Below are 19539 nucleotides of genomic sequence, written 5' to 3' on the forward strand. Positions count from 1 at the left end.
GTCCGGGCCCGGCTCACCAGAACCTGCTGCTGAGGGCGGGCTGATGGGCCAGGTGTACGGCGTCGCGCAGCCGCAGCGCGACACTGATGGTGGCGCGCAGTGCGGACGGGCGTACGGTCTGGGCGGTCTCGGTGGCGAGGACCAGCAGGCAGGCCGCCGCCTGCTCGACGATGGAGACCGGCAGGATGAAGTCGTTGTCGGCGGCGGTGCGGAACGCCTTCAGGGGGATCGCAGCTCCGTCGATGGCCCGGTGCGCGGCCTGCTCCAGGTGCTGTGCGGCCTGTTCGCACACGGGGGCGGGCAGGGCGATGGTGCGCTGGAACGGTGAACTCGTCATGCCCCGACTGCTCCCCCGGCGGTGGCCGGTTCTGTCGGCCGGCGGCGGGATTTCACCGTCCCGCGTGACCGGCGCGTGGCACATGTCCGCGTGGCACATGTCCTGGAGCCGAAACGCCCGATCGAGGGTGGAGAAGGAGCTCGTATGACCGTCTGTTCCGATGTCGTGGCCCGGCTCACCGGGAGGGCGGTCAGCGGTGAGAGGCCGCTGTCGGGGGCTCTCACCGAGGTCACTCTCGACGACGGGCGGGTCGTGGTCGTCAAGGACTCGGCTGAACCGGGGGCGGCGCGTGCCGAGGCGGCGGGGCTGCGGTGGCTGGCCGCCGTCGGAAGCGTGCGGCTGCCCGGCGTGCACGGGCATGAGGAGGGCCGGCTCGTCATCGACCGGGTCGTACAGGGGCGGCCGGGCCGGGAGGCGGCGGTGCGGTTCGGCCGGGACCTTGCGGCGCTGCACGCCGCCGGGGCTCCCGCGTTCGGGGCGCCGCCACCGGGCGGGCCGGTGGACGCGTACATCGGGCTCGCCCCGATGCGCAACGAGCAGGGCACCGACTGGCCGCACTGGTACGCCGAGCAGCGCGTACTGCCTTACCTGCGGCGGACGGTGGACCGGGGCACGGTCCTGCCCGGCGAAGCGGCCGTCGTGGAGCGTCTGTGCGAGCGACTGCCCTCGCTGGCGGGGCCTGCCGAGCCGCCCGCCCGGCTGCACGGCGACCTGTGGAGCGGCAACGTGCTGTGGGCGGACGACGGACAGGTGTGGCTGATCGACCCGGCCGCGCACGGCGGGCACCGGGAGACGGATCTGGCGATGCTGCGCCTGTTCGGCTGTCCCCATCTGGAGCGGGTGCTGGACGGCTACCAGGAGGTGGCGCCGCTCGCGGACGGCTGGGCGGGGCGGGTCGGCGTGCACCAGCTGTTCCCGCTGCTGGTGCACGCCGTGCTGTTCGGCCGGGGCTACGCGGAACAGGCGCTCGCGGTGGCCCGTTCGGCCCTGGAGGGGTGACCGTCAGCGGGTCACGACGTGCCGCTCGTCGGGGACGCAGTGGGTCATCGTGAGGCCCTCCACGTCGCGCGGCTCGTTCTTGCCGAGGTGGGCGAGGCGTTCGCGATCCTCGTCCGTGAGGTCCTGGCCGGCCAGCGGCTCCAGTCCGGCCACGTCCTCCGGGCCGATGCCGAGTGCCTCGCCCACCCGCAGGCCGAGGTCGTTCTCGACGAGCAGGAAGTGCCAGACCATGCGCTCCTGGATCGCCCGGGCGCACTGGGACAGTTGACCGATGAGGTTCTTCACCAGGTCGTCGCGCTCCCAGTCCTCCAGCAGCAGATAGCGCTGTCCGGCCTGGAGGTAGTCGTTGGTGCGGGGGATGCGCTTGCGGGTGAGCCGGCCGGTGATCTCGGGACCCTGCTCGTCGTGGGTCGGGTACCGGGCCTCGCGCAGACCGCCGGTGATCGACGGCTCGTAGTTGACGTGCGGGTTCTCGCCCCCGCCGTCCACGTGGTAGGCCATCTGGCCGTCGCGCTGGTTGGTGCGCACGTCCGCGTTCTTGGCCTGGTTGACGGGGAGCTGCAGGTAGTTGGCGCCGACCCGGTAGCGCTGGGTGTCGCTGTAGGAGAAGGTCCGGCCGATGAGCATCTTGTCGTCGGAGAAGTCCAGGCCGTCGACGAGAACGCCGGTGCCGAAGGAGATCTGCTCGTTCTCGGCGAAGAAGTCCCGCGGCATCCTGTCGAGCACCATCCGGCCCACCGGCTTCGGCGGGAAGTCCTGCTCGGGCCAGGTCTTGGTGTCGTCCAGGGGGTCGAAGTCGAGGTCCGGGTGGTCGTGGTCGTCCATCATCTGGACGAGCAGCTCCCACTCCGGGTGGTCACCGCGGGCGACCGCCTCGTACAGGTCCTTGGTGGCGTGGCCGAGGGTGTCGGCCTGGACGTTGGCCGCGTCCTCCTCGGTCATGCTGCGCACGCCCTGTCTGGGCATCCAGTGGTACTTGACCAGCTTGGTGTCGCCCTCGGCGTTCACCCACTTGTACGTGTTGACGCCGAAGCCCTGCATGTGGCGGTAGTCGGCGGGGATGCCGCGCGGGCTGAACAGGTTGACCAGCATGTGCATCGCCTCGGGCGTCTGCGACATGAAGTCGAAGATGCGCCCCGGCTGCTGTTCGAACGTCACCGGGTCCGGCTTGAGGGCGTGGATGACGTCCGGGAACTTGATGGCGTCGCGGATGAAGAAGACACCCAGGTTGTTGCCGACCAGGTCCCAGTTGCCGTCCTCGGTGTAGAACTTGACGGCGAAACCACGCGGGTCCCGGGCGGCCTCGGAGGAGTCGCGGCCGCCGATGACGGTGGAGAAGCGGACGGCGACATCCGTGCGCTTGCCGCGCTCCTGGAAGAGCCTGGCCCGGGTGTAGCGGCTGACGGGCTCGTCGCCCCAGGTGCCGTAGGCCTCGAAGTGACCGTAGGCGGTGACGCCGCGGGCGTGCACGACGCGCTCGGGGATGCGCTCCCGGTCGAAGTGGCTGATCTTCTCCAGGAGCTGGTAGTTCTCCAGCGTGGCGGGGCCGCGGGCGCCCACGGTGCGCTGGTTCTGGTTGTCGTAGACCGGATGGCCCTGGCGGTTGGTGAGTACCTTGCGGTCGTCGCCCGGAGCGGGGCCGGTACCGGATACGTCCGTCATGTGCGTGGGCTCCTTCGGCTCGTGACCGGCGGCCGGCCGGGCCGGTGCCGTGCGCGACCGCCCGGCCGGTCCTGGCGGGACGGGCCGGGTACCCGGAGGGGCGGGGTCACTCACGTCCGGGTGACCGGGCGGGCCCTTCCCGGCAGAGGGAGGCCATTTCCGCGAGGAGGGCGGGCCAGTCCTCGCCGTGGGTGACGACGGCCGCGTACACCGCGTCCACGGCAGCCCGGAGCGGGTCGCGTGCGGCGGCGCCGGTCACGGCGGGGAGGGCCGCGTGCGGTTGCGAGATCCGCAGGGACGGATCCGGCGGTCCGAAGCTGACGAACAGGCCGTACCGGCCGGGATCCGGGAGCGGCGGCGGGCTCGACTGCCCTGCGGCAGCGGGATCCGAGGCCGGCGGCGGGCTCGACTGTCGCGCGACGGCCCTCGCAGGGCCCACCACCAGCGTTGCCGCCTCCTGGGGCGACAGGGCACCCGTGCCCGGCGACGACGAGTCCTGGGAGGGCGGCCGTTCGGGCGGGACCGCCCGGCCGACGGTCCGGTCCGGGCAGGCCGGGTCGGAGGCGAGGGTGTGCCACATGCGGGCGTCGTCGTCGTCGAAGGGCGGGGGCAGCGGGCGGCCTTCGGCCAGGGCCGTGAGCGCGCCGGTGACCCAGTCGAGGGCGGTGAGCCCGGCCACCTCACAGGCCCGGCGGGCTGCCAGCAGGGCCACGGCGCGCTGGGCGGCGGGGCCCGCGGCGTCGAGGGCGTGCAGCAGGCCGGGGTCGAAGTCGCGCAGCCCCGAGACGTTGCCGCCGACGGTGCGCAGAGCGTCGCTGGGCAGCCGGCCGCCCCACTCCCGGCGTTCGCGGGCGAGCCTGCGTTCCCGTTCCGCCGTCTCCTGTGCGAGGCGGGCCCGGCGTTCGGCTTCGGCTCTCTCGGCGGGGGTGGGCGGGGGCGGCAGGTCACGGGCGTAGCCGTGCCAGTGGGCGGCGGTGCGCGAGGTCTCCTTCAGGACGCGGTCCGGCTCGGGCGGGGCGGGCCAGAACTGCAGGAGGTAGCGGTCCAGTTGCGGCTCTTCGGCCGTGCGGGTGTCCGCCGCGCGGGCCCGGTCCATGCCCGTGGCGCAGTAGCGCACCCGGTAGTCGGTCTCGTCGAGCCCCAGGTCCCAGGAGTCCTCCCCCGCCCACTCCACGAGCGCGCTGTCCGCCGAGGCCGGGCGGAAGGACACCTCGACCACGTCCTCCCAGGACGACTCCAGCGGTGGGGCGTGGTCGTGCACCTCGACGGTGAAGCCGACCTCGCCGGTGTGCAGGCCGGTGTTCAGCCAGAGGGCTCCCGCTGTCGCCGCCCCGCACAGCCCCGCGCTCTGCCCGGCGAACGCCTCGTCCAGACCCGGCCCGTAGCTGTCCGGGTCGCTCTGGACGTAGATCTGCCCGTAGTGCACATGGACGTCTCCTTCGACCGGCCTGCGCACGGTCAACTCCTCTCCCCCGGGGATGCGATGGTGAACTGCCGGCATCGTGGCATCCGCCACTGACAACCGGGCCGGACCACAGGAGAGGGACTAGCGTGCGGCACGTCTACTGGATCGGGGGCGGGAGCGGCGCGGGCAAGTCCACGATCGCCCGTCGGCTGGCCGTCCGGCATGGCTGGCGTCTCTACGCGACCGACGACGTGATGGCGGATCACGCGCGCCGGACCACTGCCGCGGAGGCACCCCTCCTGCACGCGTTCATGGCCATGGACATGGACGAACGATGGGTCCACCGGTCCCCCCGGACCATGCTCGACACGTTCCACTGGTTCCGGGGCGAGGCCTTCGGCCTGATCGTCGAGGATCTCGCGCGGATGCCCAGGCAGACGCCTGTCGTGGTCGAGGGATTCCGCCTGCTGCCGCACCTGGTGGAGCCACTGCTCACCGAGCCCGGACAGGCCGTCTGGCTGCTTCCCACACCGGAATTCCGCCAGGCCGCGTTCAGGAGCCGTGCCGCATCCGAGGGGAGTTTCACGCAGCGGACCGGTGACCCGCTCCGGGCAGAGCACAACATCGCCGTCCGGGACGCCCTGTTCACCGAGCGACTGCACGAGGAGACCGCGCGCCTGGGGCTGCCCGCCGTCACCGTGGACGGCACGCTGACGGAGGACGAACTCGCCGAGCGGGTCGGCGAGATGTTCCGGCTCTGATGCTCTGACACGGTTCAGGCCCGGACCCCACCGGGTTCGGGCCTTCGGGGCCGGTGAAGCTCAGCCTCCGTCGAGGCGTGCGCGCAGCAGTCCCTTCCCCAGTTCGGCACCCTTGCGGCTGTCCGCCTGGGCCTTGCGGAACAGGTCCGCGACCTCGGTGTCCTTGGCGCGCTCGGCGTCCTGGATGTAGCTCTCCAGGCGCAGGGCATTGCTCAGGCACGCCTCGACATACCAGATCAGGTTGTAGTCCTTGTCCTGCGTACCGGTCACACCGCCGGTCTCCGATCCACTGCTCATGCGGGCCTCCTTCTCGCGGAGCGGACCCTCTTCAGGCGCTGGACGGGTACCCCTGCTGCTGTGGGGCACACAGCCGGTTCCGGTCACGAGGGGTGACGACCTGGTCACCGTCGCGAGCCCCGGCCGGTCAGACCCGCACGCACCACCAACTCCCCTACCCTCTAAGGCAATTCAGACAGTTGTCTCGGAAGCCCCCAGACACCGGTCACTTTCGGAACGAAGTGGCGTGACACCGTGCGAGACCAGTCGATGACGGTGTGTACTGTGCTGCGGGTGGCTCGCCAGAGCACCTCGGACCCGACCCTGCCCGACTCCCTCCTGGAATCGACTCGATGATCGAAGTACCGGACCTGGCTGTCGGCGCCCTGGCCCTCGGCACACTGTCCGCGTTCGCCCTCGGCGGCGGTCTGCTGCGCTCACGGCGGCAACTGGCCGCGCAGCGCGCCAAGACGGCCGCGTTGCGGGCCCAACTCGACGGGACGTCACGGGCGTTCACTTCCGAGGTCGAGCATCTGGCGGCGCGGCGGGTGCCCGCCGCGGCCCGGCAGGCCGCACATTCCCACGTCACCGAGCCCGGCCCGCTGAACCCGCAGCTGGCCAGTTCGTCGCTGGGCGCCGCCCTGGAACAGGTCCTGAAGGGGCTGCACGCCGAGCTGGCCGCGCAGCGCACCCGGATCGACGCGGCGGCGCAGGCGGGGATGCGCGGGGCAACCCGGGAGATCCAGGCGGCGCTCTACCGGTTGCAGGACGCCCTGCGCGGACTGCAGCAGCGCTACGACGACCCCGAGCTGGCCCAGACCCTGTTCGAGCTGGACCACGAGAACGAGCAGTCGCTGCGGCGCGCCCAGATCGCCGCGGTGGTGTGCGGGGCCTGGGTGGGGCTCGCCCGGGAGGAATCCCATCTGGTGGACGCGGTGACGGGGGGTCAGGCCCGGCTCGCGGGCTACCGGCGTGTCCGGGTCAGCAACCACCTCGCGGCCGGTACGGCCCTGGTGTCCCACGCCGTCGAGCCGGTCGCCATCATCGTCGCCGAGCTCCTCGACAACGCGCTGCGGCACTCCGCGCCCGACACGGAGGTCGTGGTCAATCTGGAGGCGGTCCACCATGGGGTGTGCGTCACCGTGGACGACGCCGGTCTGGGCATGACGCAGGACGAGCGCGCCCGGGCCCAGCGGATGGTCGCCGGTTCGGACCCGATCCTGCTGACCGAGCTCGGCGACCCGCCGCGTATGGGGCTGGCGGCCGTCGGCCAGCTGACCCGGCAGTTCGATCTGAGCGTGGACCTGACCTCGCCGTCGCCGTACGGCGGAGTGCGGGCGGTGCTGCGGGTCGACAGTCATCTGCTGACGCGGATCGACCCCGAGGAACTGCCTCCGGCGGCCAGCGCCCCGCGTTCGACCCGGAGGGCGGCCGTGCGGGACGCGGGGAGCGTTTCCGGCAGGTCCCACGCGTCCCACGTTCCGGACCCTGGCCCGCCCGGGCCTCGTCCCACCCCGCAGCCCGTTCCGTCCGAGCCGCGCTCCACTCCGCAGTCCGGTCCGTCCGAGCCGCGCTCCGGTCCATCCGGCTCATCAGGCCCGCACCCCACCCCGCGACCTGGCCTGTCCGACGCCCTCCTGGCGCCCCCGCCCGCCCCAGCCGTCCCGCCGCACGCGCCCGAATCCGCCCCGGCAGACGGCTCTGACAGCTCTGACGGCTCCGGCGACTCGGCCGGCTCGGAGCCGGCCGTCGCGCCGCGCAGGCCCGGGCCGCTTCCCTCCGCCGCAAGCCACGATCACGATCACGGCTACGGCAAGGAGCAGAACGCAGACGCCCCGGCCCCCGGCCACCACGGCCCGCGGGAGGGCGGCGGCCTCCCCCAGCGGCGCCGCCGGGGCCGCGCCACGGCCCCGGCCGGTCCCGCCGAGGCCGAAGGCGCGCCACAGCGCCGCCCCCGCCGCCCTGAGGAGTCCGCCGCCGCCCTCGGTGCCCTCCAGTCGGGCACCGCGGCAGCGCGGTTCGCCGCCGGGTCGAACACCGGCGCCGTCCCAGCCGTACCTGAGGGTGCCCCGGCCGCGACCACGGCCGACCCGGCGTCCGAGAACGCCGGCAACAATGACGACGAAGGGGGAACGGCTCGATGACCAGCCGCGCAGCGGGGGACACGGCATGGGTGCTCGAACCGGTCCTGGAGGTGCCGCACGTCGTGGCCGCCGCCCTGCTCACCCGGGACGGACTCGTCACCGGCTACACCGACGCGCTGTCGCGGCCGTCGGCCGAGCGGGTCGCGGCGATCACCAGCACCGTGCAGGGCGCCTGCCGTACCGCGGCGGCGGCGTTCGCCGACACCGACCGGGCCGAGATCCGGCAGGTCGTCATCGAGTCTGACCACGGCTACGTGCTCATCGTGCCGACGGACCACGGCACCTGCGTCGCCGCGTACGGCGATCCCGAGGTGCGACTGGACCTGCTCGCCCACCGGGTGCACTCACAGGTGGCGCGGCTGGGCGAGAAGGCCATGGCCGCCGGGACGCGAGGTGCCGACGGCGACACGCCGGCATGACGGACCGCCGTGGCGGCCGTCCCCTGGTTCCCGCGTACCTGTCGACCGGCGGGGTGGCGCGGCCCAGCCGTGCCCATCTGGAGCGGCTGTCCGTCCTCACGGGCAGCGGTGCGGCGGCCCCCGCGGAACTGCCCGCCGCCCAGGCGGCCCTGCTGGAGGAGCTGGAGTACGGGTCGCTGACGGTGGTGGAGGCCGCGGCCCTGCTGCGGCTGCCCGTCTCCGCGGTGCTGGTGCTGGCCGCCGACCTCCTCGACCGCGACCTGGTACTGGCCCGTGCGCCGATCCCGCCGGCCCGGCGCTTCGACCCCGACCTGCTGAAGAGAGTGGCCGATGGCCTCCGCGACCTCAAGCACCGTTGACGACCGGCCCGGCGATGCGGACGTCCATCTGCCCGACACCGCCCAGGACTTGGTGAAGATCCTGATCACGGGGCCTTTCGGGGTGGGCAAGACCACCCTGATCCGTTCCGTGTCCGAGATCCGCCCGCTGCACACGGAGGAGCAGCTCACCGAGGTGTCCGCGCAGGTCGACGATCTCTCCGGCGTACGGGACAAGTCGACCACCACGGTCGCCATCGACTTCGGCCGGATCAGCCTGCCGGGCGGCGTCGTGCTGTACCTGTTCGGCACGCCCGGCCAGGAGCGGTTCCGGCCGCTGTGGGACGACGTCGCCTACGGGGCGCTCGGCGCGCTCGTGCTGGTCGACGCCCGCCGGATCGACGCCTCGTTCGACGTGCTGGGGCTGGTGGAGGAGACCGGACTGCCGTACGCGGTCGCCTTCAACAGCTTCCCGGACGCCCCCCGCCACCACACGCCCGAGCAGTTGCGCGCCGCCCTGGATCTGGAGCCCACGACCCCGATGGTGACCTGCGACGCGCGGGAGGCGGACTCGTCGGTCGACGCCCTGCTCGCGCTGGTGCAGCACCTGATCGACCACAACCCTCCCCCGGAGCCCCGGTGACCCACCCGTCCCCCGCCGAGCAGGCCTTCTCCCTCGCGGCGCCCGTCCGCCTGTGGGAGGACGGCTTCGCCCGCGACCCCCACCCCTACTACGCCGCCCTGCGCGCCCACGGCCCGGTCGGCCGGGCGGAACTCGCCCCCGGTGTCCCGGCGTACGTCGTCACCGACCGGCGGGCGGCGCTGGACCTGCTGCACGACACGGAGACGTTCTCGCACGATCCCCGGCCGTGGGAGGCGACCGTCCCCGACGACTCGCCGGTGCTGGGCATGATGCGCTGGCGGCCCAACACCCTGTTCGCCGACGGGGGCGCCCACCTGCGCTACCGCACCTCCCTCATCGACGCCTTCGACCTGGTGGAGCCGCACGATCTGCGGGCCCGGGTGCACCGGGCGGTACACCTGCTGGTGAGCCGGATCGGGCCGCGCGGCGAGGCCGACCTGGTGGGCGAGTTCACCCGGCCGTTGATGGCGCTGGTGTTCAACAGCCTGTTCGGGCTGCCGGACAGCGCGAGCGACCGGCTGAACGCCGCGCTGGGCAAGCTGATCGAGGGCGGCGCCCAGGCGGCGCGGGGCGAGGCCGAGTTCGGCGGGTACGTCCTGGAGCTGATCGCCGCCAAGACCGAGCGGCGCGGTGACGACCTGCCGAGCTGGCTGCTGGACCACCCGGCGGGGCTGACTCCCGAGGAGGTCACCTGGCAGGTGTTCCTCACCCTCGGCGCGGGGCACGAGCCGACGGCCAACCTGGTGTCCAACGCGCTGTCCCGGATCCTCGGCAACCCGGCCTACTACTCGACGCTGACCAGCGGCGCCCGCCCGGTGACGGACGCGGTGCTGGAGGTCCTGCACCACGAGACGCCGCTCGCCAACTACGGCATCCACTACGCCCGTACGTCCGTCTCCTTCCACGGGGCCCGGATCAGGGCCGCGGTGCCGGTGGTGATCTCCTACGGGGCGCTCGCCGAGGCGGCCGAGCGGGAGCGCGGGGCGGCCCGGCACCGGTCCGACGCCTCGCACCTGTCCTGGTCGGCGGGCCCGCACTCCTGCCCGGTCAAGCAGCACACCCTGCTCATCGCCACCGAGGCGATCGAACGGCTCACCCAGTGGCTGCCCGACCTCGAACCCGTGCTGCCGCGCGAGCGCCTGACGTGGCGGCCCGGCCCGTTCCACCGCTCGCTGACGGCGCTGCCCGTCCGTTTCAGCCCCCGCTCCCCCGACCAGCCTGGAGGACGACCGTGACCGTGACCGACCGCATCGCCCTGGACCCGTTAGGCACAGACATCGCCGCCGAGAGCGCCCGGTTGCGCGCTCTCGGCCCGGTCGTGCCCGTGGAGCTGCCCGGCGGCATCCCCGCCTGGGCGCCCACGCGGTACGGCACGCTGAAGGAGCTCATCCTCGACCCGCGGGTCAGCAAGGACCCGCGGCTGCACTGGCGGCTGTGGCCCGAGATCGCCGAGAAACCGTCCTGGGCCTGGATCCTGGGCTGGGTCGGCGTGGTGAACATGCTGTCCACGTACGGCCCGGACCACACCCGGCTGCGCAAGCTGGTCGCGCCCAGCTTCACGCACCGGCGCACCGAGGCGATGCGGCCCCGGGTGGAGGCGATCACGGCGGAGCTGCTGGACGCGCTGGAGGCGGCCGGCGGCGACGTCGTCGACGTCAAGGCGGGGCTCGCGCATCCGCTGCCGATGCGGATGATCTGCGAACTGATGGGCGTGCCGGACGAGTTGCGGGAGGACACCGGTCGGCTCATCGCGGCCCTCATGGACACCTCCGACCCGAGCCCGGAGCACGCGGCGTCCGTGCAGCGGCAGATCGGGACGGTGTTCCCCGCGCTGATCGCGCACCGGGCCGCGCACCCCGGGGACGACATGACGACGGAGCTGATCCGGGTCCGGGACGAGGACGGTGACCGGCTGAGCGAGGAGGAGCTGCTCTACACGCTCCTGCTGGTGATCGGCGCCGGTTTCGAGACCACGGTGAACCTGATCGGCAACGCGGTGGTCGCCCTGCTCCGCAGTCCGGGGCAGCTGGCGGCCGTGCGGTCCGGGGAGATCGGCTGGGACGCCGTCGTCGACGAGACGCTGCGCGCGCACCCGTCGATCGCGTCGCTGCCGCTGCGGTTCGCCGTGACCGACCTCGTCGTCGACGGGGTGACGATCCCGGCCGGGGACGCCATCATCACGACGTACGCCGCCGCGGGGCTCGATCCCGAGCACTACGGGCCGGACGCCGACCGGTTCGATGCCGCGCGCGGCGCCGACGACCATCTGGCGTTCGGGATCGGCGTGCACCGCTGCATCGGGGCGCCGCTGGCCCGGCTGGAGGCCCTGACCGCGCTGCCGGCGCTGTTCGAGCGGTTCCCCGGCCTGCGCCTGGCCGAAGGCGACGAGGGTCTGCGGCAGGTGCCGTCGTTCATCGCGATCGGCTGGCAGGAGATTCCGGTGCGGCTGCGGGGCTGACGGCACCGGCGGGCGCCGCCGCGTGAGTGCAGCGCGCGGGAGCGCGACCGGTCCCCCGTTCCGGTCGTGCCCCCGCTGTTGGTTGAACCTACGTCCAGGGCCGTGGCCTTGTGAACCGTGTCGATGCCCACTGCACGCTCAGCGGGGCTCACCCGTGCACAGCTGAGTCCGGATGGCCCGGTTTCGTCCCGCGCGGACCCGGCCAACCGGTTGTCCCGGCGGGGAACCGGCTCACGCGGGGCGCCGGAATTCCGGCAGACCGAGGTCGCCCACGGCCAGGTGCGCCAGCACGACCTCGTACAGGTCGGTGCCCGCGGCGAGGAGCTGGCGTTCCAGGACGGGTTCGGCGCTGCGGACGTGTTCGCGCACGGTCTGGGCGTGCACGCCGAGGGCCTGCGCGGCCCGTTCGGCGTTGCCGCCGGCGGTGATCCAGGTGCGCAGCGTCCGGCGCGGGTTCCTGGTGTCGGCGTCCAGCCGGCCCAGCAGGTCCTGCGCCCAGGTGCGTACGGCGGGACCGGACAGCAGGTCGGCGAGCCGCAGCCCGGGGTCTTCGGTGCCGTCTGCGCGCGGGATGTCGGGCAGGCCGATCTGGGTGTTGAGCGCCAGATGGACGACCGCCCGGGCCGTGAGGTCGGTGAAGTCGGTGCCGAGCAGGGTCTCGACGCGTTCCATGCGGGCGCGGACGGTGTTGCGGCTGACGCCGAGGACCTTGGCGGCGTTGACGGCGGTGAACTCCAGGCCGAGCCGGCTGGTGGCGAGGAGTTCGGCGCGGGTGTGGTGCGGCAGGGTGTCCAGCGGGCGCAGCACCCGGGACGTCCAGCCGCGCAGCGCCACCGGGTCCATGAGGCGTTCGGGGTGGGTGCGCTCGGCGTAGACGGCCGTCTTGTCGGGCCGGAAGTGTGCGACGGCGAGGGCGCTGACGGCCTGCCCGTAGGCGGTGGCGGTCCGGGCGAGGCTCTGCCGGACGCTGCCGCCGAGGAAGAGGTCGGCGTGCCGCCGGACCAGGGACCGCAGGGCGTCGCCCGTGGCCTCCCGGGGGCCGACGACGATCACGTGCCCGTCCATGGCCGGGCAGCGGACGACCAGGGCGTCCTCCCGGGTGCTGTCCAGGCACTCCTCGGCGACGCGGTCGCGTGCGGCGGGGTCGGCCTCGACGACGTACACGCTCGCCGTCTCCGCGTCGAGCAGGCCGGGCCAGAGCCCCGCGGCGACGCGGCGGGCGGCGATGATGTCCTCCACCATGAGCAGCTGAAGGATCGCCAGGCGCAGGTCGGCGGTGGCCCGGCGCAGCCGGTGCCCGGCCGCGTTCGACTCGCTCACCGTGAGCAGCAGCTCGATCACTTGGGCGGTGTGGGTGACGATGTCAAAGGCCCGCCGGTCGAAGGGACTCTGCCGGGAGACGGCGAGCACGCACGCGTGGGACGGGTGCTCCACCCGGACCAGTCGCAGGTGGCTCTCCCGGCTCTCCCAGGCCGCGGAGGCGATCCGGCCGGCGGTGATGTCGGCGACCAGGTCCGCGTCCAGGGGGAGCCGGTTTCCGGCGACGAGGTTCCCGGCGGCGTCCTGCAGGGCGACGGTCGCGCCCACGGCGCCGGAGAGCCAGGCGACGACTCTGCGGACGTCGCGACCGGCCGGGCGCAGATGCTCCAGCAGTTCGGCCGCCCACGCCGGGCCCGTGCCGGCCTGCGTCTCCTGCTGCCGGTTCCCGTCCTCTCGGCCAGTCACCTGGGCCTTCCCCTCGCTCCTCGCGCCGCTTCCGGCACACCGGTCGGGGACGTTACCTCACGTCCGCAGGGCTCTCCTCCCGGCCCGGACGCCGGACGGCGGGGGCCCGTGTCCCCGGGGCCCGGCCCCCTCCTGCGCCGCCGACCCGTACCGGCGGCATAAGCTCGGCGGATGGCGAAGTACTACGACGTGCACCCCGACAACCCCCAGGCCCGCACCATCGGCCAGATCGCCGACAGCATCCGCGCCGACGCTCTTGTCGCCTACCCCACGGACTCCTGTTACGCACTGGGCTGCCGCCTCGGCAGTCGTGACGGCATCGACCGGATCCGTACGATCCGCAAGCTGGACGACCGGCACCACTTCACTCTCGTGTGCCAGGACTTCGCCCAGCTGGGTCAGTTCGTGCGGATCGACAACGACGTGTTCCGCGCGATCAAGGCGTCGACGCCCGGCAGCTACACGTTCATCCTGCCCGCGACGAAGGAGGTGCCGCGCGTACTGCAGCACCCCAAGAAGAAGACGGTCGGTGTGCGCATCCCCGACCACGTCGTCACGCAGGCCCTGCTCGCCGAGCTGGGGGAGCCGCTGCTGTCCAGCACGCTGCTGCTGCCCGGCGAGGAGGAGCCGATGACGCAGGGCTGGGAGATCAAGGACCTGCTCGACCACGTGCTGGACGGGGTGGTCGACTCCGGTGACTGCGGGACGGAGCCGACGACGGTCGTCGACTTCTCCGGCGGGGAGGCCGAGATCGTGCGGCACGGCGCGGGCGACCCGTCGCGGTTCGAGTAAAACGCGAACCAAGGGCCGTTCACGGTTCAACCACGTGACGGGGGCGGGCGAAATGCCCCGGGAACGGGCGTGTCACGATGCCCGTGATCCGCCCGGTCACGCGGACGGGTTCCTGGTCCCCACCCCCGCAGAGAGGCAGCCCAGCCATGACCGCCGTACAGGGAACCGCTGTCGACATCCCCACCGAGGACGGCACCGCCGACGCGTATCTGGCCCACCCCGCCGACGGGGCCGCCCACCCGGCGGTCCTGCTCTTCATGGACGCCTTCGGCCTGCGTCCGCAGCTGCGGTCCATGGCGGACCGGCTGGCCGCCGAGGGCTACACGGTGCTGGTGCCGAACGTGTTCTACCGGCACGGCCGCGCCCCGCTGTTCGACCTGCCCGAGTTCATCGACCCGGGGGCGCGGCCGGAGATCTTCGAGCGCATCGTGCCGATCATGCAGGCCCTGACGCCCGACCTGGCGATGCGAGACGCCGGTGCGTATCTGAGCTGGCTGGCCGGTTCCCCGGCCGTCGTTGACGGCCCGGTCGCTCTGACCGGCTACTGCATGGGCGCCCGGCTCTCGCTGCTCACCGCGGGCACCTATCCGGAGCGGGTCGCGGCCGCGGCCGGCTTCCACGGCGGACGGCTGGCCACGGACACCCCGGACAGCCCCCACCTGGTGGCCGGCAAGGTCACCGCCGAGCTGTACTTCGGCCACGCCGACCAGGACCCCTCGCTGCCCGAGGAGCAGATCGAGCGCCTGGAGGAGGCTCTGACGGCGGCGGGCGTACGCCACCGGTGCGAGGTGTACACGGGAGCGCCCCACGGTTTCACGCAGGCCGACACCGCCTCGTACCACCAGGAGGGCGCCGAGCGGCACTGGTCGGCGCTGCTCGACCTGCTGAAGCGCACATTCTGACCCCAATCGGGATCTGCTGAAGAGGAGTTGCCCGCCTACCGGCGGTAAGGGCTTGCTATCCCCCGATCCCTGCGCGTAGACCTTGCTGGAAACCAGCCATGACTCGGGGGGAGTTGGCTCATGGACGGCACGGTCGACGGGTTCCGCTACGGTGCGGTGACTCCGGTGGCGGCCTATCTGATGGCCTGTCTGGGAGGGGCGCTGGGGCTGCGGTGCATCGTGCGCTCGCTGCTCGACGCACGTTCCTTCAGGGCGGGCTGGCTTGCGTTAGGCGCCGCCTCCATCGGATGCGGCATCTGGACGATGCACTTCATCGCCATGATCGGCTTCCACGTGGAGGAGACCCGGGTCCGGTACGACGCGGCCACGACGGTGCTCAGTCTCGTCGTGGCCGTCGCCGTGGTGGGTGTCGGGGTGTTCATCGTCGGCTTCCGCGGCACGGGCGGCGTCACGCTGGCGGTCGCGGGCGCGGTCACCGGCCTGGGCGTGGCGGGTATGCACTACCTCGGCATGGCGGCGATGCGGCTGAACGGCGAGGTCGGTTACGACCCGGTCGGTGTCGCGCTGTCCGTGCTGATCGCCATCGGTGCCGCGACGGCGGCGCTGTGGTCGGCCGTCACCATCCGCGGCTTCCTGACGAGCCTCGGGGCGAGCCTGGTGATGGGCGTGGCGGTGTCCGGGATGCACTACACGGGGATGGCCGCGGTCAGCGTCCATGTGCACGACATGACCGGCGGGACCTGGGAGGGCGACTCACCCATGTCCCTGCTGCTGCCGATGCTGCTGGGGCCGGTCGTCTTCCTGCTGCTGGCCGGGGTCGTGGTGATGTTCGATCCGCTGCTGGTGCTGGGCGAGCGGTCCTCCGCTTCCCGGCCGGACTCCCCGGCCCTCAACTCCCCGGCCAGCAAGCGCCCTTCCCGGCGGGCGGCGGCCTCGTCCGGACGCGAACGGTGAACAGCCCGCCCACGGGCGGGTCATGAGCCCCTTGTTACGGTGCACCGGTGTCTGACTCCTCACGCGATACCGCCGAAGGCGCCGGCTGGGGCACCACCGAACGAGGCGCGTACCAGCGGTTGATGCCCCCGAAGGCCGAGAAGATCTCCTGGCTGAACCCCAGGATGCTGTGGATCGCCCGCAACGGCGTGCTCGCCTCCTGGTTCGGGGACCCGACCGGCGGGACGCGCAGCCGGTGGGTGGCGCAGCGGGCGGCCTCCGGGGCGCCGGCCGACAAGGTGATCCGGCGCGACGACCCGGACCGGTTCTCGTTCCTGGTCATCGGCGACACCGGCGAGGGCGACGACCCCCAGTACGCCGTCGTGCCGGGGCTTCTGAGGACCGGTCAGGACACCCGCTTCGCCGTGCTGGCCAGTGACGTGATCTACCCGGTGGGCAGTGCGGACGACTACGACACCAAGTTCTTCCGCCCCTACCGGGACTACCGGGCGCCGATCTACGCGATACCCGGCAACCACGACTGGTACGAGGACCTCGGCGGCTTCATGCGCGTCTTCTGCGACGACGCCCCGCCCCTGCCGCCCGAACCCCGGCCGCGCCCCCTCACCCGGGCCTGGCTGCGGTCGCTGCTGTGGCACCGGCCGGACCCGGAGGACGGCCGGCGCCTCGCCGAGGCACGCGAGCAACGCTCCGCCCCCGCCCAACAGGCCGTGCAGCCGGGCCCGTACTGGGCGATCGACGCCGGGCCGGTGCGGATCATCGGCATCGACACGGGTCTGCTCGGCACCCTCGACGCCGAGCAGGGCGCCTGGCTGCGCGAGGTCTCCCGGGGGCCCCGCCCGAAGATCCTGGTCACCGGCTCGCCCCTGTACGTGGACGGCCGGTGCGAGCCGTGCGCGATCGAAGGGGGCGGGACCGTCGACGCCGTCGTCCGCGACCCGGACCACCACTACGTGGCGGCGATCGGCGGCGACATCCACAACTACCAGCGTTACCCGGTCCGGCTGGACGACGGCCGCACACTCCAGTACGTCGTCGCGGGCGGGGGCGGCGCGTTCATGCACGCCACCCACACGATCCCCCGCGTCAACGTCGCGGGCGTCCAGGAGCAGGACTTCCGCTGCTACCCGCTGCGCGGCGACTCCCTGGCCTTCTACAGCCGGCTCTACGGCCGCCGGCTGCGGATGCGCCGCTTCTTCACGCTCACCGAGGCCGAGGCGACGGCCGTGATCGCCGAGCGTCTCGGCATCAAGCCCACGCGGGCCCCGGGCGCCTCGACCCGCGTCACCCGGCGCGTCCGCCTGGTCGCGGGGCTGCTCGGCACCGGCCGCCGCCCCGACAAGGCGAAGCGGTTCCGGCTGCCCGTGCGGAAGATCTACACGTCGCTGTTCTCGCCGGGCTCGGCGACGTACAGCCCGCCGTTCTTCAAGTGCTTCCTGCGTCTGGACGTCTCCCCGGAGTCGGTCCGGCTGCGCTGCTACGCGGCCACCGGCAACAGCGCCCAGGAGGTCGACCCGCCGGTCGAGGACGAGGTGACGATTCCGCTGCGCTGACGGGTGGAACGGGAACAGCGCGGGCCTTCGCCGGGTTGGCACCACCACAGGCCATTGAAGGTTCAATGATGGAGGGCTCGTGCCGCCGACCCCACGACCGCTGCGCAAGCTGGGATTCCTGACCATCGGGCTGTTCGACGCGGCCGACCCGCGCCGGGGCCACGAGTCCACCCTGGAGATCATCGAGCTGGGCGAACGGCTCGGTTTCGACAGCGCGTGGGTGCGTCACCGGCATCTGCAGTACGGCATCTCCTCCCCGGTCGCCGTCCTGTCCGCGGCGTCCCAGCGCACCCGCCGTATCGAGCTGGGCACGGCGGTCACCCCGCTCGGCTGGGAGAACCCGCTGCGGCTGGCCGAGGACCTCGCCACGGTCGACCTGCTGTCGGGCGGCCGGCTCAACCCTGGCGTGAGCGTGGGCCCGCCCATGCACGCCGACCGGGTCAAGGGCGCGCTCTACCCGGACACGGCCGATGCCGAGGACTTCGGCTACGGGCGCGTGGAGCGGCTGCTCGCCGCCGTGCGGGGCGAGCCGGTGACGGACTTCAGCGGGGTCGAGGGCTTCGAGGTCTTCTCGGACCGAGTGCAGCCGCACTCCCCGGGCTTGGGCCGCCGCCTCTGGTACGGCGGCGGCAGCCTGCGGTCGGCCCGGTGGGCGGGCGAGCACGGCATGAACCTCCTCACCAGCAGTGTCGTCAAGGCCGAAGAGCCCGAGGGGCCCTACGACTTCGCGGAGATCCAGCTCGCCCAGATCCGCGCCTTCCGCGCCGCCCACCCCGAGGGCGAGGCGGCCCGGGTCTCGCAGGGCCTGGTCGTCATCCCCACGGACAGCGCTTCGCCCGGGCAGCGCGCACGCTACGAGGAGTACGCGGCACAGCGCGCCCCTCGCACGGCCACGCCGCAGGGCCCGGCGCGGCTGCTGTTCGCTCCGGACCTGGTGGGCACCTCGGCGGAGATCTCCGAACGGCTCCACGCGCACGCGGCGTTCGGGGAGGTGGAGGAGGTGGCGTTCGCGCTGCCCTTCACCTTCGAGCACGAGGACTACGTCCAGATCCTCACCGACATGGCGACGAAGCTGGGCCCGGCGCTGGGATGGCGACCGGGCTTCTGACGGGCGGTGCCGCCGTCACTCGCGCCGGGCGAGGTCACCAGCGGCCCGGCGCGGTCCCGGTGATCGGCTCCGATGCCGTGCCGTCCACGCCGACGGGCACGTCCCCGGCGAGCATCACGCGGTGCATGATCCGGGGATGGCCGAGGTGGGCGGTGTCGCCGGGGGCGAGGTGCATGGTGGCGCGGTTGTCCCAGAACGCCACGCTGCCCGGCTCCCAGCGGAAGCGGACCGTGTACTCGGGCCGGACCGCCTGCTCCAGCAGCATGTCCAGGATCGCGGCGCTCTCGGGCCGGGAGAGGCCGGCGATCTGCTCGACGTAGTAGCCGTTGACGTACAGGATCCGCTCGCCCGTCTCGGGGTGGACGCGCACCAGGGGGTGCAGGGAGGCGACCTGGCGGTCGAGGAGGTGCCGGACGTACGCGTCGTCGCCGGGCCGTGGCTGGTAGCCGACGCCGAGCCGGTGCTCGGCCCGCAGTCCGTCGACGAACTGCCGCAGCGGCACGGAGAGTCCGGCGTACGCCGCCGCCAGGTTGGACCAGGTGGTGTCGCCGCCGTAGGGCGGCACGGTCTCGGCGCGCAGGATCGTCGCCGCCGGAGGGTCGACGCGGGCACCGTGGTCGCAGTGCCAGCCGCGCAGCAGGGTGTGCCGGCGGCGGCGCAGCCACTCGTCGTGCTCCATCCCGAACCGTCCGCCCAGCTCCAGCCGGTCGGCGGTGGTCTCGATCTCGGGGAAGTCCGGCGGCGAGGCCTTGCCCCGCCGGGGCAGCACCACGGTCTGGCCGAACCGGCGCGCGAACGCCACGTGCCCGGCGTGGTCCAGCCGCTGCCCCCGGAAGAACACCACCTTCCACCGCAGCACCGCCGCCCTGATCGCGGCGACCACCGCGTCGTCGAGGTCGGCCGCGAGATCGACCCCGCCGATCTCGGCCCCGATGTACCCGGCGACCGGCCGCACCTCCACTCCGGCCTCCCGCGCCGCCTCGTCCGTCGTCCGGTCGTCCGTCGTCATGAGCGCTCCGCTGGTCGTGGGCGTGGTTCCCGTCACGAAGATCGTGACAGTGATCTCCGCCGAGGTGAAGCAAGT

Annotated in this window: 19 protein-coding genes; 13 read left to right on the forward strand and 6 right to left on the reverse strand. The window is 73.0% G+C overall.

Annotation, left to right across the window (positions count from 1 at the left end):
- Positions 1–13: 13 nt before the first annotated feature.
- Positions 14–337 carry a hypothetical protein gene (locus tag RFN52_RS01720; RefSeq protein WP_184854433.1) on the reverse strand — a complete coding sequence of 108 codons (324 nt, stop codon included), beginning with the start codon at positions 335–337 and terminating at the stop codon, positions 14–16.
- A 144-nt stretch (positions 338–481) separates the two neighbouring features.
- Here RFN52_RS01720 and RFN52_RS01725 point away from each other — a divergent pair, with 144 nt between their 5' ends.
- Positions 482–1336 (forward strand): fructosamine kinase family protein, encoded by an 855-nt coding sequence (locus tag RFN52_RS01725; protein ID WP_184854432.1) that lies wholly within the window; start codon positions 482–484, stop codon positions 1334–1336.
- Positions 1337–1339: 3 nt separating this feature from the next.
- On the opposite strand, the gene RFN52_RS01730 is transcribed toward RFN52_RS01725, so the two are convergent.
- On the reverse strand, positions 1340–2998 hold the full coding sequence (locus RFN52_RS01730; RefSeq protein WP_184854431.1) for a catalase: 1659 nt from the start codon (positions 2996–2998) through the stop codon (positions 1340–1342).
- Between the two features lie 106 nt (positions 2999–3104).
- Complete coding sequence (locus tag RFN52_RS01735) at positions 3105–4454, reverse strand: hypothetical protein (RefSeq protein ID WP_311240865.1); 1350 nt, start codon at positions 4452–4454, stop codon at positions 3105–3107.
- Between the two features lie 95 nt (positions 4455–4549).
- On the opposite strand from RFN52_RS01735, the gene RFN52_RS01740 reads away from it, so the two are divergent.
- On the forward strand, positions 4550–5164 hold the full coding sequence (locus tag RFN52_RS01740; protein ID WP_311240866.1) for a hypothetical protein: 615 nt from the start codon (positions 4550–4552) through the stop codon (positions 5162–5164).
- Positions 5165–5224: 60 nt separating this feature from the next.
- On the opposite strand, the gene RFN52_RS01745 is transcribed toward RFN52_RS01740, so the two are convergent.
- Positions 5225–5461 carry a hypothetical protein gene (locus tag RFN52_RS01745; RefSeq protein ID WP_184854429.1) on the reverse strand — a complete coding sequence of 79 codons (237 nt, stop codon included), beginning with the start codon at positions 5459–5461 and terminating at the stop codon, positions 5225–5227.
- Positions 5462–5793: 332 nt separating this feature from the next.
- Between RFN52_RS01745 and RFN52_RS01750 the strand changes: the two genes are divergently transcribed.
- The 6 genes from RFN52_RS01750 to RFN52_RS01775 are packed head-to-tail and all read left to right on the forward strand — an operon-like array spanning position 5794 to position 11421.
- Positions 5794–7584 (forward strand): ATP-binding protein, encoded by a 1791-nt coding sequence (locus tag RFN52_RS01750; RefSeq protein ID WP_184854428.1) that lies wholly within the window; start codon positions 5794–5796, stop codon positions 7582–7584.
- Entirely contained in the window at positions 7581–8003 is a 423-nt protein-coding gene (locus RFN52_RS01755; protein WP_184854427.1) for a roadblock/LC7 domain-containing protein, read from the forward strand. Before RFN52_RS01750 ends, RFN52_RS01755 begins: the two co-directional genes overlap by 4 nt.
- Entirely contained in the window at positions 8000–8362 is a 363-nt protein-coding gene (locus RFN52_RS01760) for a DUF742 domain-containing protein (protein WP_184854426.1), read from the forward strand. The genes RFN52_RS01755 and RFN52_RS01760 overlap by 4 nt, the downstream gene beginning before the upstream one ends.
- Positions 8334–8963 (forward strand): GTP-binding protein, encoded by a 630-nt coding sequence (locus RFN52_RS01765; RefSeq protein WP_184854425.1) that lies wholly within the window; start codon positions 8334–8336, stop codon positions 8961–8963. The genes RFN52_RS01760 and RFN52_RS01765 overlap by 29 nt, the downstream gene beginning before the upstream one ends.
- Positions 8960–10198, forward strand: coding sequence for a cytochrome P450 family protein (locus tag RFN52_RS01770; RefSeq protein WP_184854424.1), 1239 nt, complete (start codon positions 8960–8962; stop codon positions 10196–10198). The genes RFN52_RS01765 and RFN52_RS01770 overlap by 4 nt, the downstream gene beginning before the upstream one ends.
- On the forward strand, positions 10195–11421 hold the full coding sequence (locus tag RFN52_RS01775; RefSeq protein WP_184854423.1) for a cytochrome P450 family protein: 1227 nt from the start codon (positions 10195–10197) through the stop codon (positions 11419–11421). Before RFN52_RS01770 ends, RFN52_RS01775 begins: the two co-directional genes overlap by 4 nt.
- Positions 11422–11652: 231 nt before the next feature.
- On the opposite strand, the gene RFN52_RS01780 is transcribed toward RFN52_RS01775, so the two are convergent.
- Complete coding sequence (locus RFN52_RS01780) at positions 11653–13146, reverse strand: helix-turn-helix domain-containing protein (protein ID WP_184854422.1); 1494 nt, start codon at positions 13144–13146, stop codon at positions 11653–11655.
- 171 nt (positions 13147–13317) lie between these two features.
- Here RFN52_RS01780 and RFN52_RS01785 point away from each other — a divergent pair, with 171 nt between their 5' ends.
- The 5 genes from RFN52_RS01785 (at position 13318) to RFN52_RS01805 (ending at position 18455) form a co-directional block, all read left to right on the forward strand.
- Entirely contained in the window at positions 13318–13938 is a 621-nt protein-coding gene (locus RFN52_RS01785) for an L-threonylcarbamoyladenylate synthase (RefSeq protein ID WP_062924872.1), read from the forward strand.
- A 146-nt stretch (positions 13939–14084) separates the two neighbouring features.
- Positions 14085–14840 carry a dienelactone hydrolase family protein gene (locus tag RFN52_RS01790; RefSeq protein WP_184854421.1) on the forward strand — a complete coding sequence of 252 codons (756 nt, stop codon included), beginning with the start codon at positions 14085–14087 and terminating at the stop codon, positions 14838–14840.
- 120 nt (positions 14841–14960) lie between these two features.
- Positions 14961–15794: an MHYT domain-containing protein gene (locus tag RFN52_RS01795; protein ID WP_184854420.1), complete on the forward strand. Its 834-nt coding sequence runs from the start codon at positions 14961–14963 to the stop codon at positions 15792–15794.
- A gap of 47 nt (positions 15795–15841) precedes the next feature.
- Positions 15842–17347: a metallophosphoesterase family protein gene (locus tag RFN52_RS01800; protein ID WP_184854419.1), complete on the forward strand. Its 1506-nt coding sequence runs from the start codon at positions 15842–15844 to the stop codon at positions 17345–17347.
- A gap of 79 nt (positions 17348–17426) precedes the next feature.
- Complete coding sequence (locus RFN52_RS01805; protein ID WP_184854418.1) at positions 17427–18455, forward strand: LLM class flavin-dependent oxidoreductase; 1029 nt, start codon at positions 17427–17429, stop codon at positions 18453–18455.
- Between the two features lie 34 nt (positions 18456–18489).
- Here RFN52_RS01805 and RFN52_RS01810 read toward each other — a convergent pair whose 3' ends face one another.
- Positions 18490–19464, reverse strand: coding sequence for a TauD/TfdA dioxygenase family protein (locus RFN52_RS01810; protein ID WP_184854417.1), 975 nt, complete (start codon positions 19462–19464; stop codon positions 18490–18492).
- Positions 19465–19539: the final 75 nt, after the last annotated feature.

The organism is Streptomyces collinus (assembly GCF_031348265.1).
GTDB lineage: Bacteria > Actinomycetota > Actinomycetes > Streptomycetales > Streptomycetaceae > Streptomyces > Streptomyces collinus.

Bases quoted from the DNA above. Each gene is read 5' to 3' on its own strand.
- RFN52_RS01720 (WP_184854433.1), bottom strand. From the start codon at position 337: ATGACGAGTTCACCGTTCCAGCGCACCATCGCCCTGCCCGCCCCCGTG.
- RFN52_RS01725 (WP_184854432.1), top strand. From the start codon at position 482: ATGACCGTCTGTTCCGATGTCGTGGCCCGGCTCACCGGGAGGGCGGTC.
- RFN52_RS01730 (WP_184854431.1), bottom strand. From the start codon at position 2,998: ATGACGGACGTATCCGGTACCGGCCCCGCTCCGGGCGACGACCGCAAG.
- RFN52_RS01745 (WP_184854429.1), bottom strand. From the start codon at position 5,461: ATGAGCAGTGGATCGGAGACCGGCGGTGTGACCGGTACGCAGGACAAG.
- RFN52_RS01750 (WP_184854428.1), top strand. From the start codon at position 5,794: ATGATCGAAGTACCGGACCTGGCTGTCGGCGCCCTGGCCCTCGGCACA.
- RFN52_RS01755 (WP_184854427.1), top strand. From the start codon at position 7,581: ATGACCAGCCGCGCAGCGGGGGACACGGCATGGGTGCTCGAACCGGTC.
- RFN52_RS01760 (WP_184854426.1), top strand. From the start codon at position 8,000: ATGACGGACCGCCGTGGCGGCCGTCCCCTGGTTCCCGCGTACCTGTCG.
- RFN52_RS01765 (WP_184854425.1), top strand. From the start codon at position 8,334: ATGGCCTCCGCGACCTCAAGCACCGTTGACGACCGGCCCGGCGATGCG.
- RFN52_RS01785 (WP_062924872.1), top strand. From the start codon at position 13,318: ATGGCGAAGTACTACGACGTGCACCCCGACAACCCCCAGGCCCGCACC.
- RFN52_RS01790 (WP_184854421.1), top strand. From the start codon at position 14,085: ATGACCGCCGTACAGGGAACCGCTGTCGACATCCCCACCGAGGACGGC.
- RFN52_RS01795 (WP_184854420.1), top strand. From the start codon at position 14,961: ATGGACGGCACGGTCGACGGGTTCCGCTACGGTGCGGTGACTCCGGTG.
- RFN52_RS01810 (WP_184854417.1), bottom strand. From the start codon at position 19,464: ATGACGACGGACGACCGGACGACGGACGAGGCGGCGCGGGAGGCCGGA.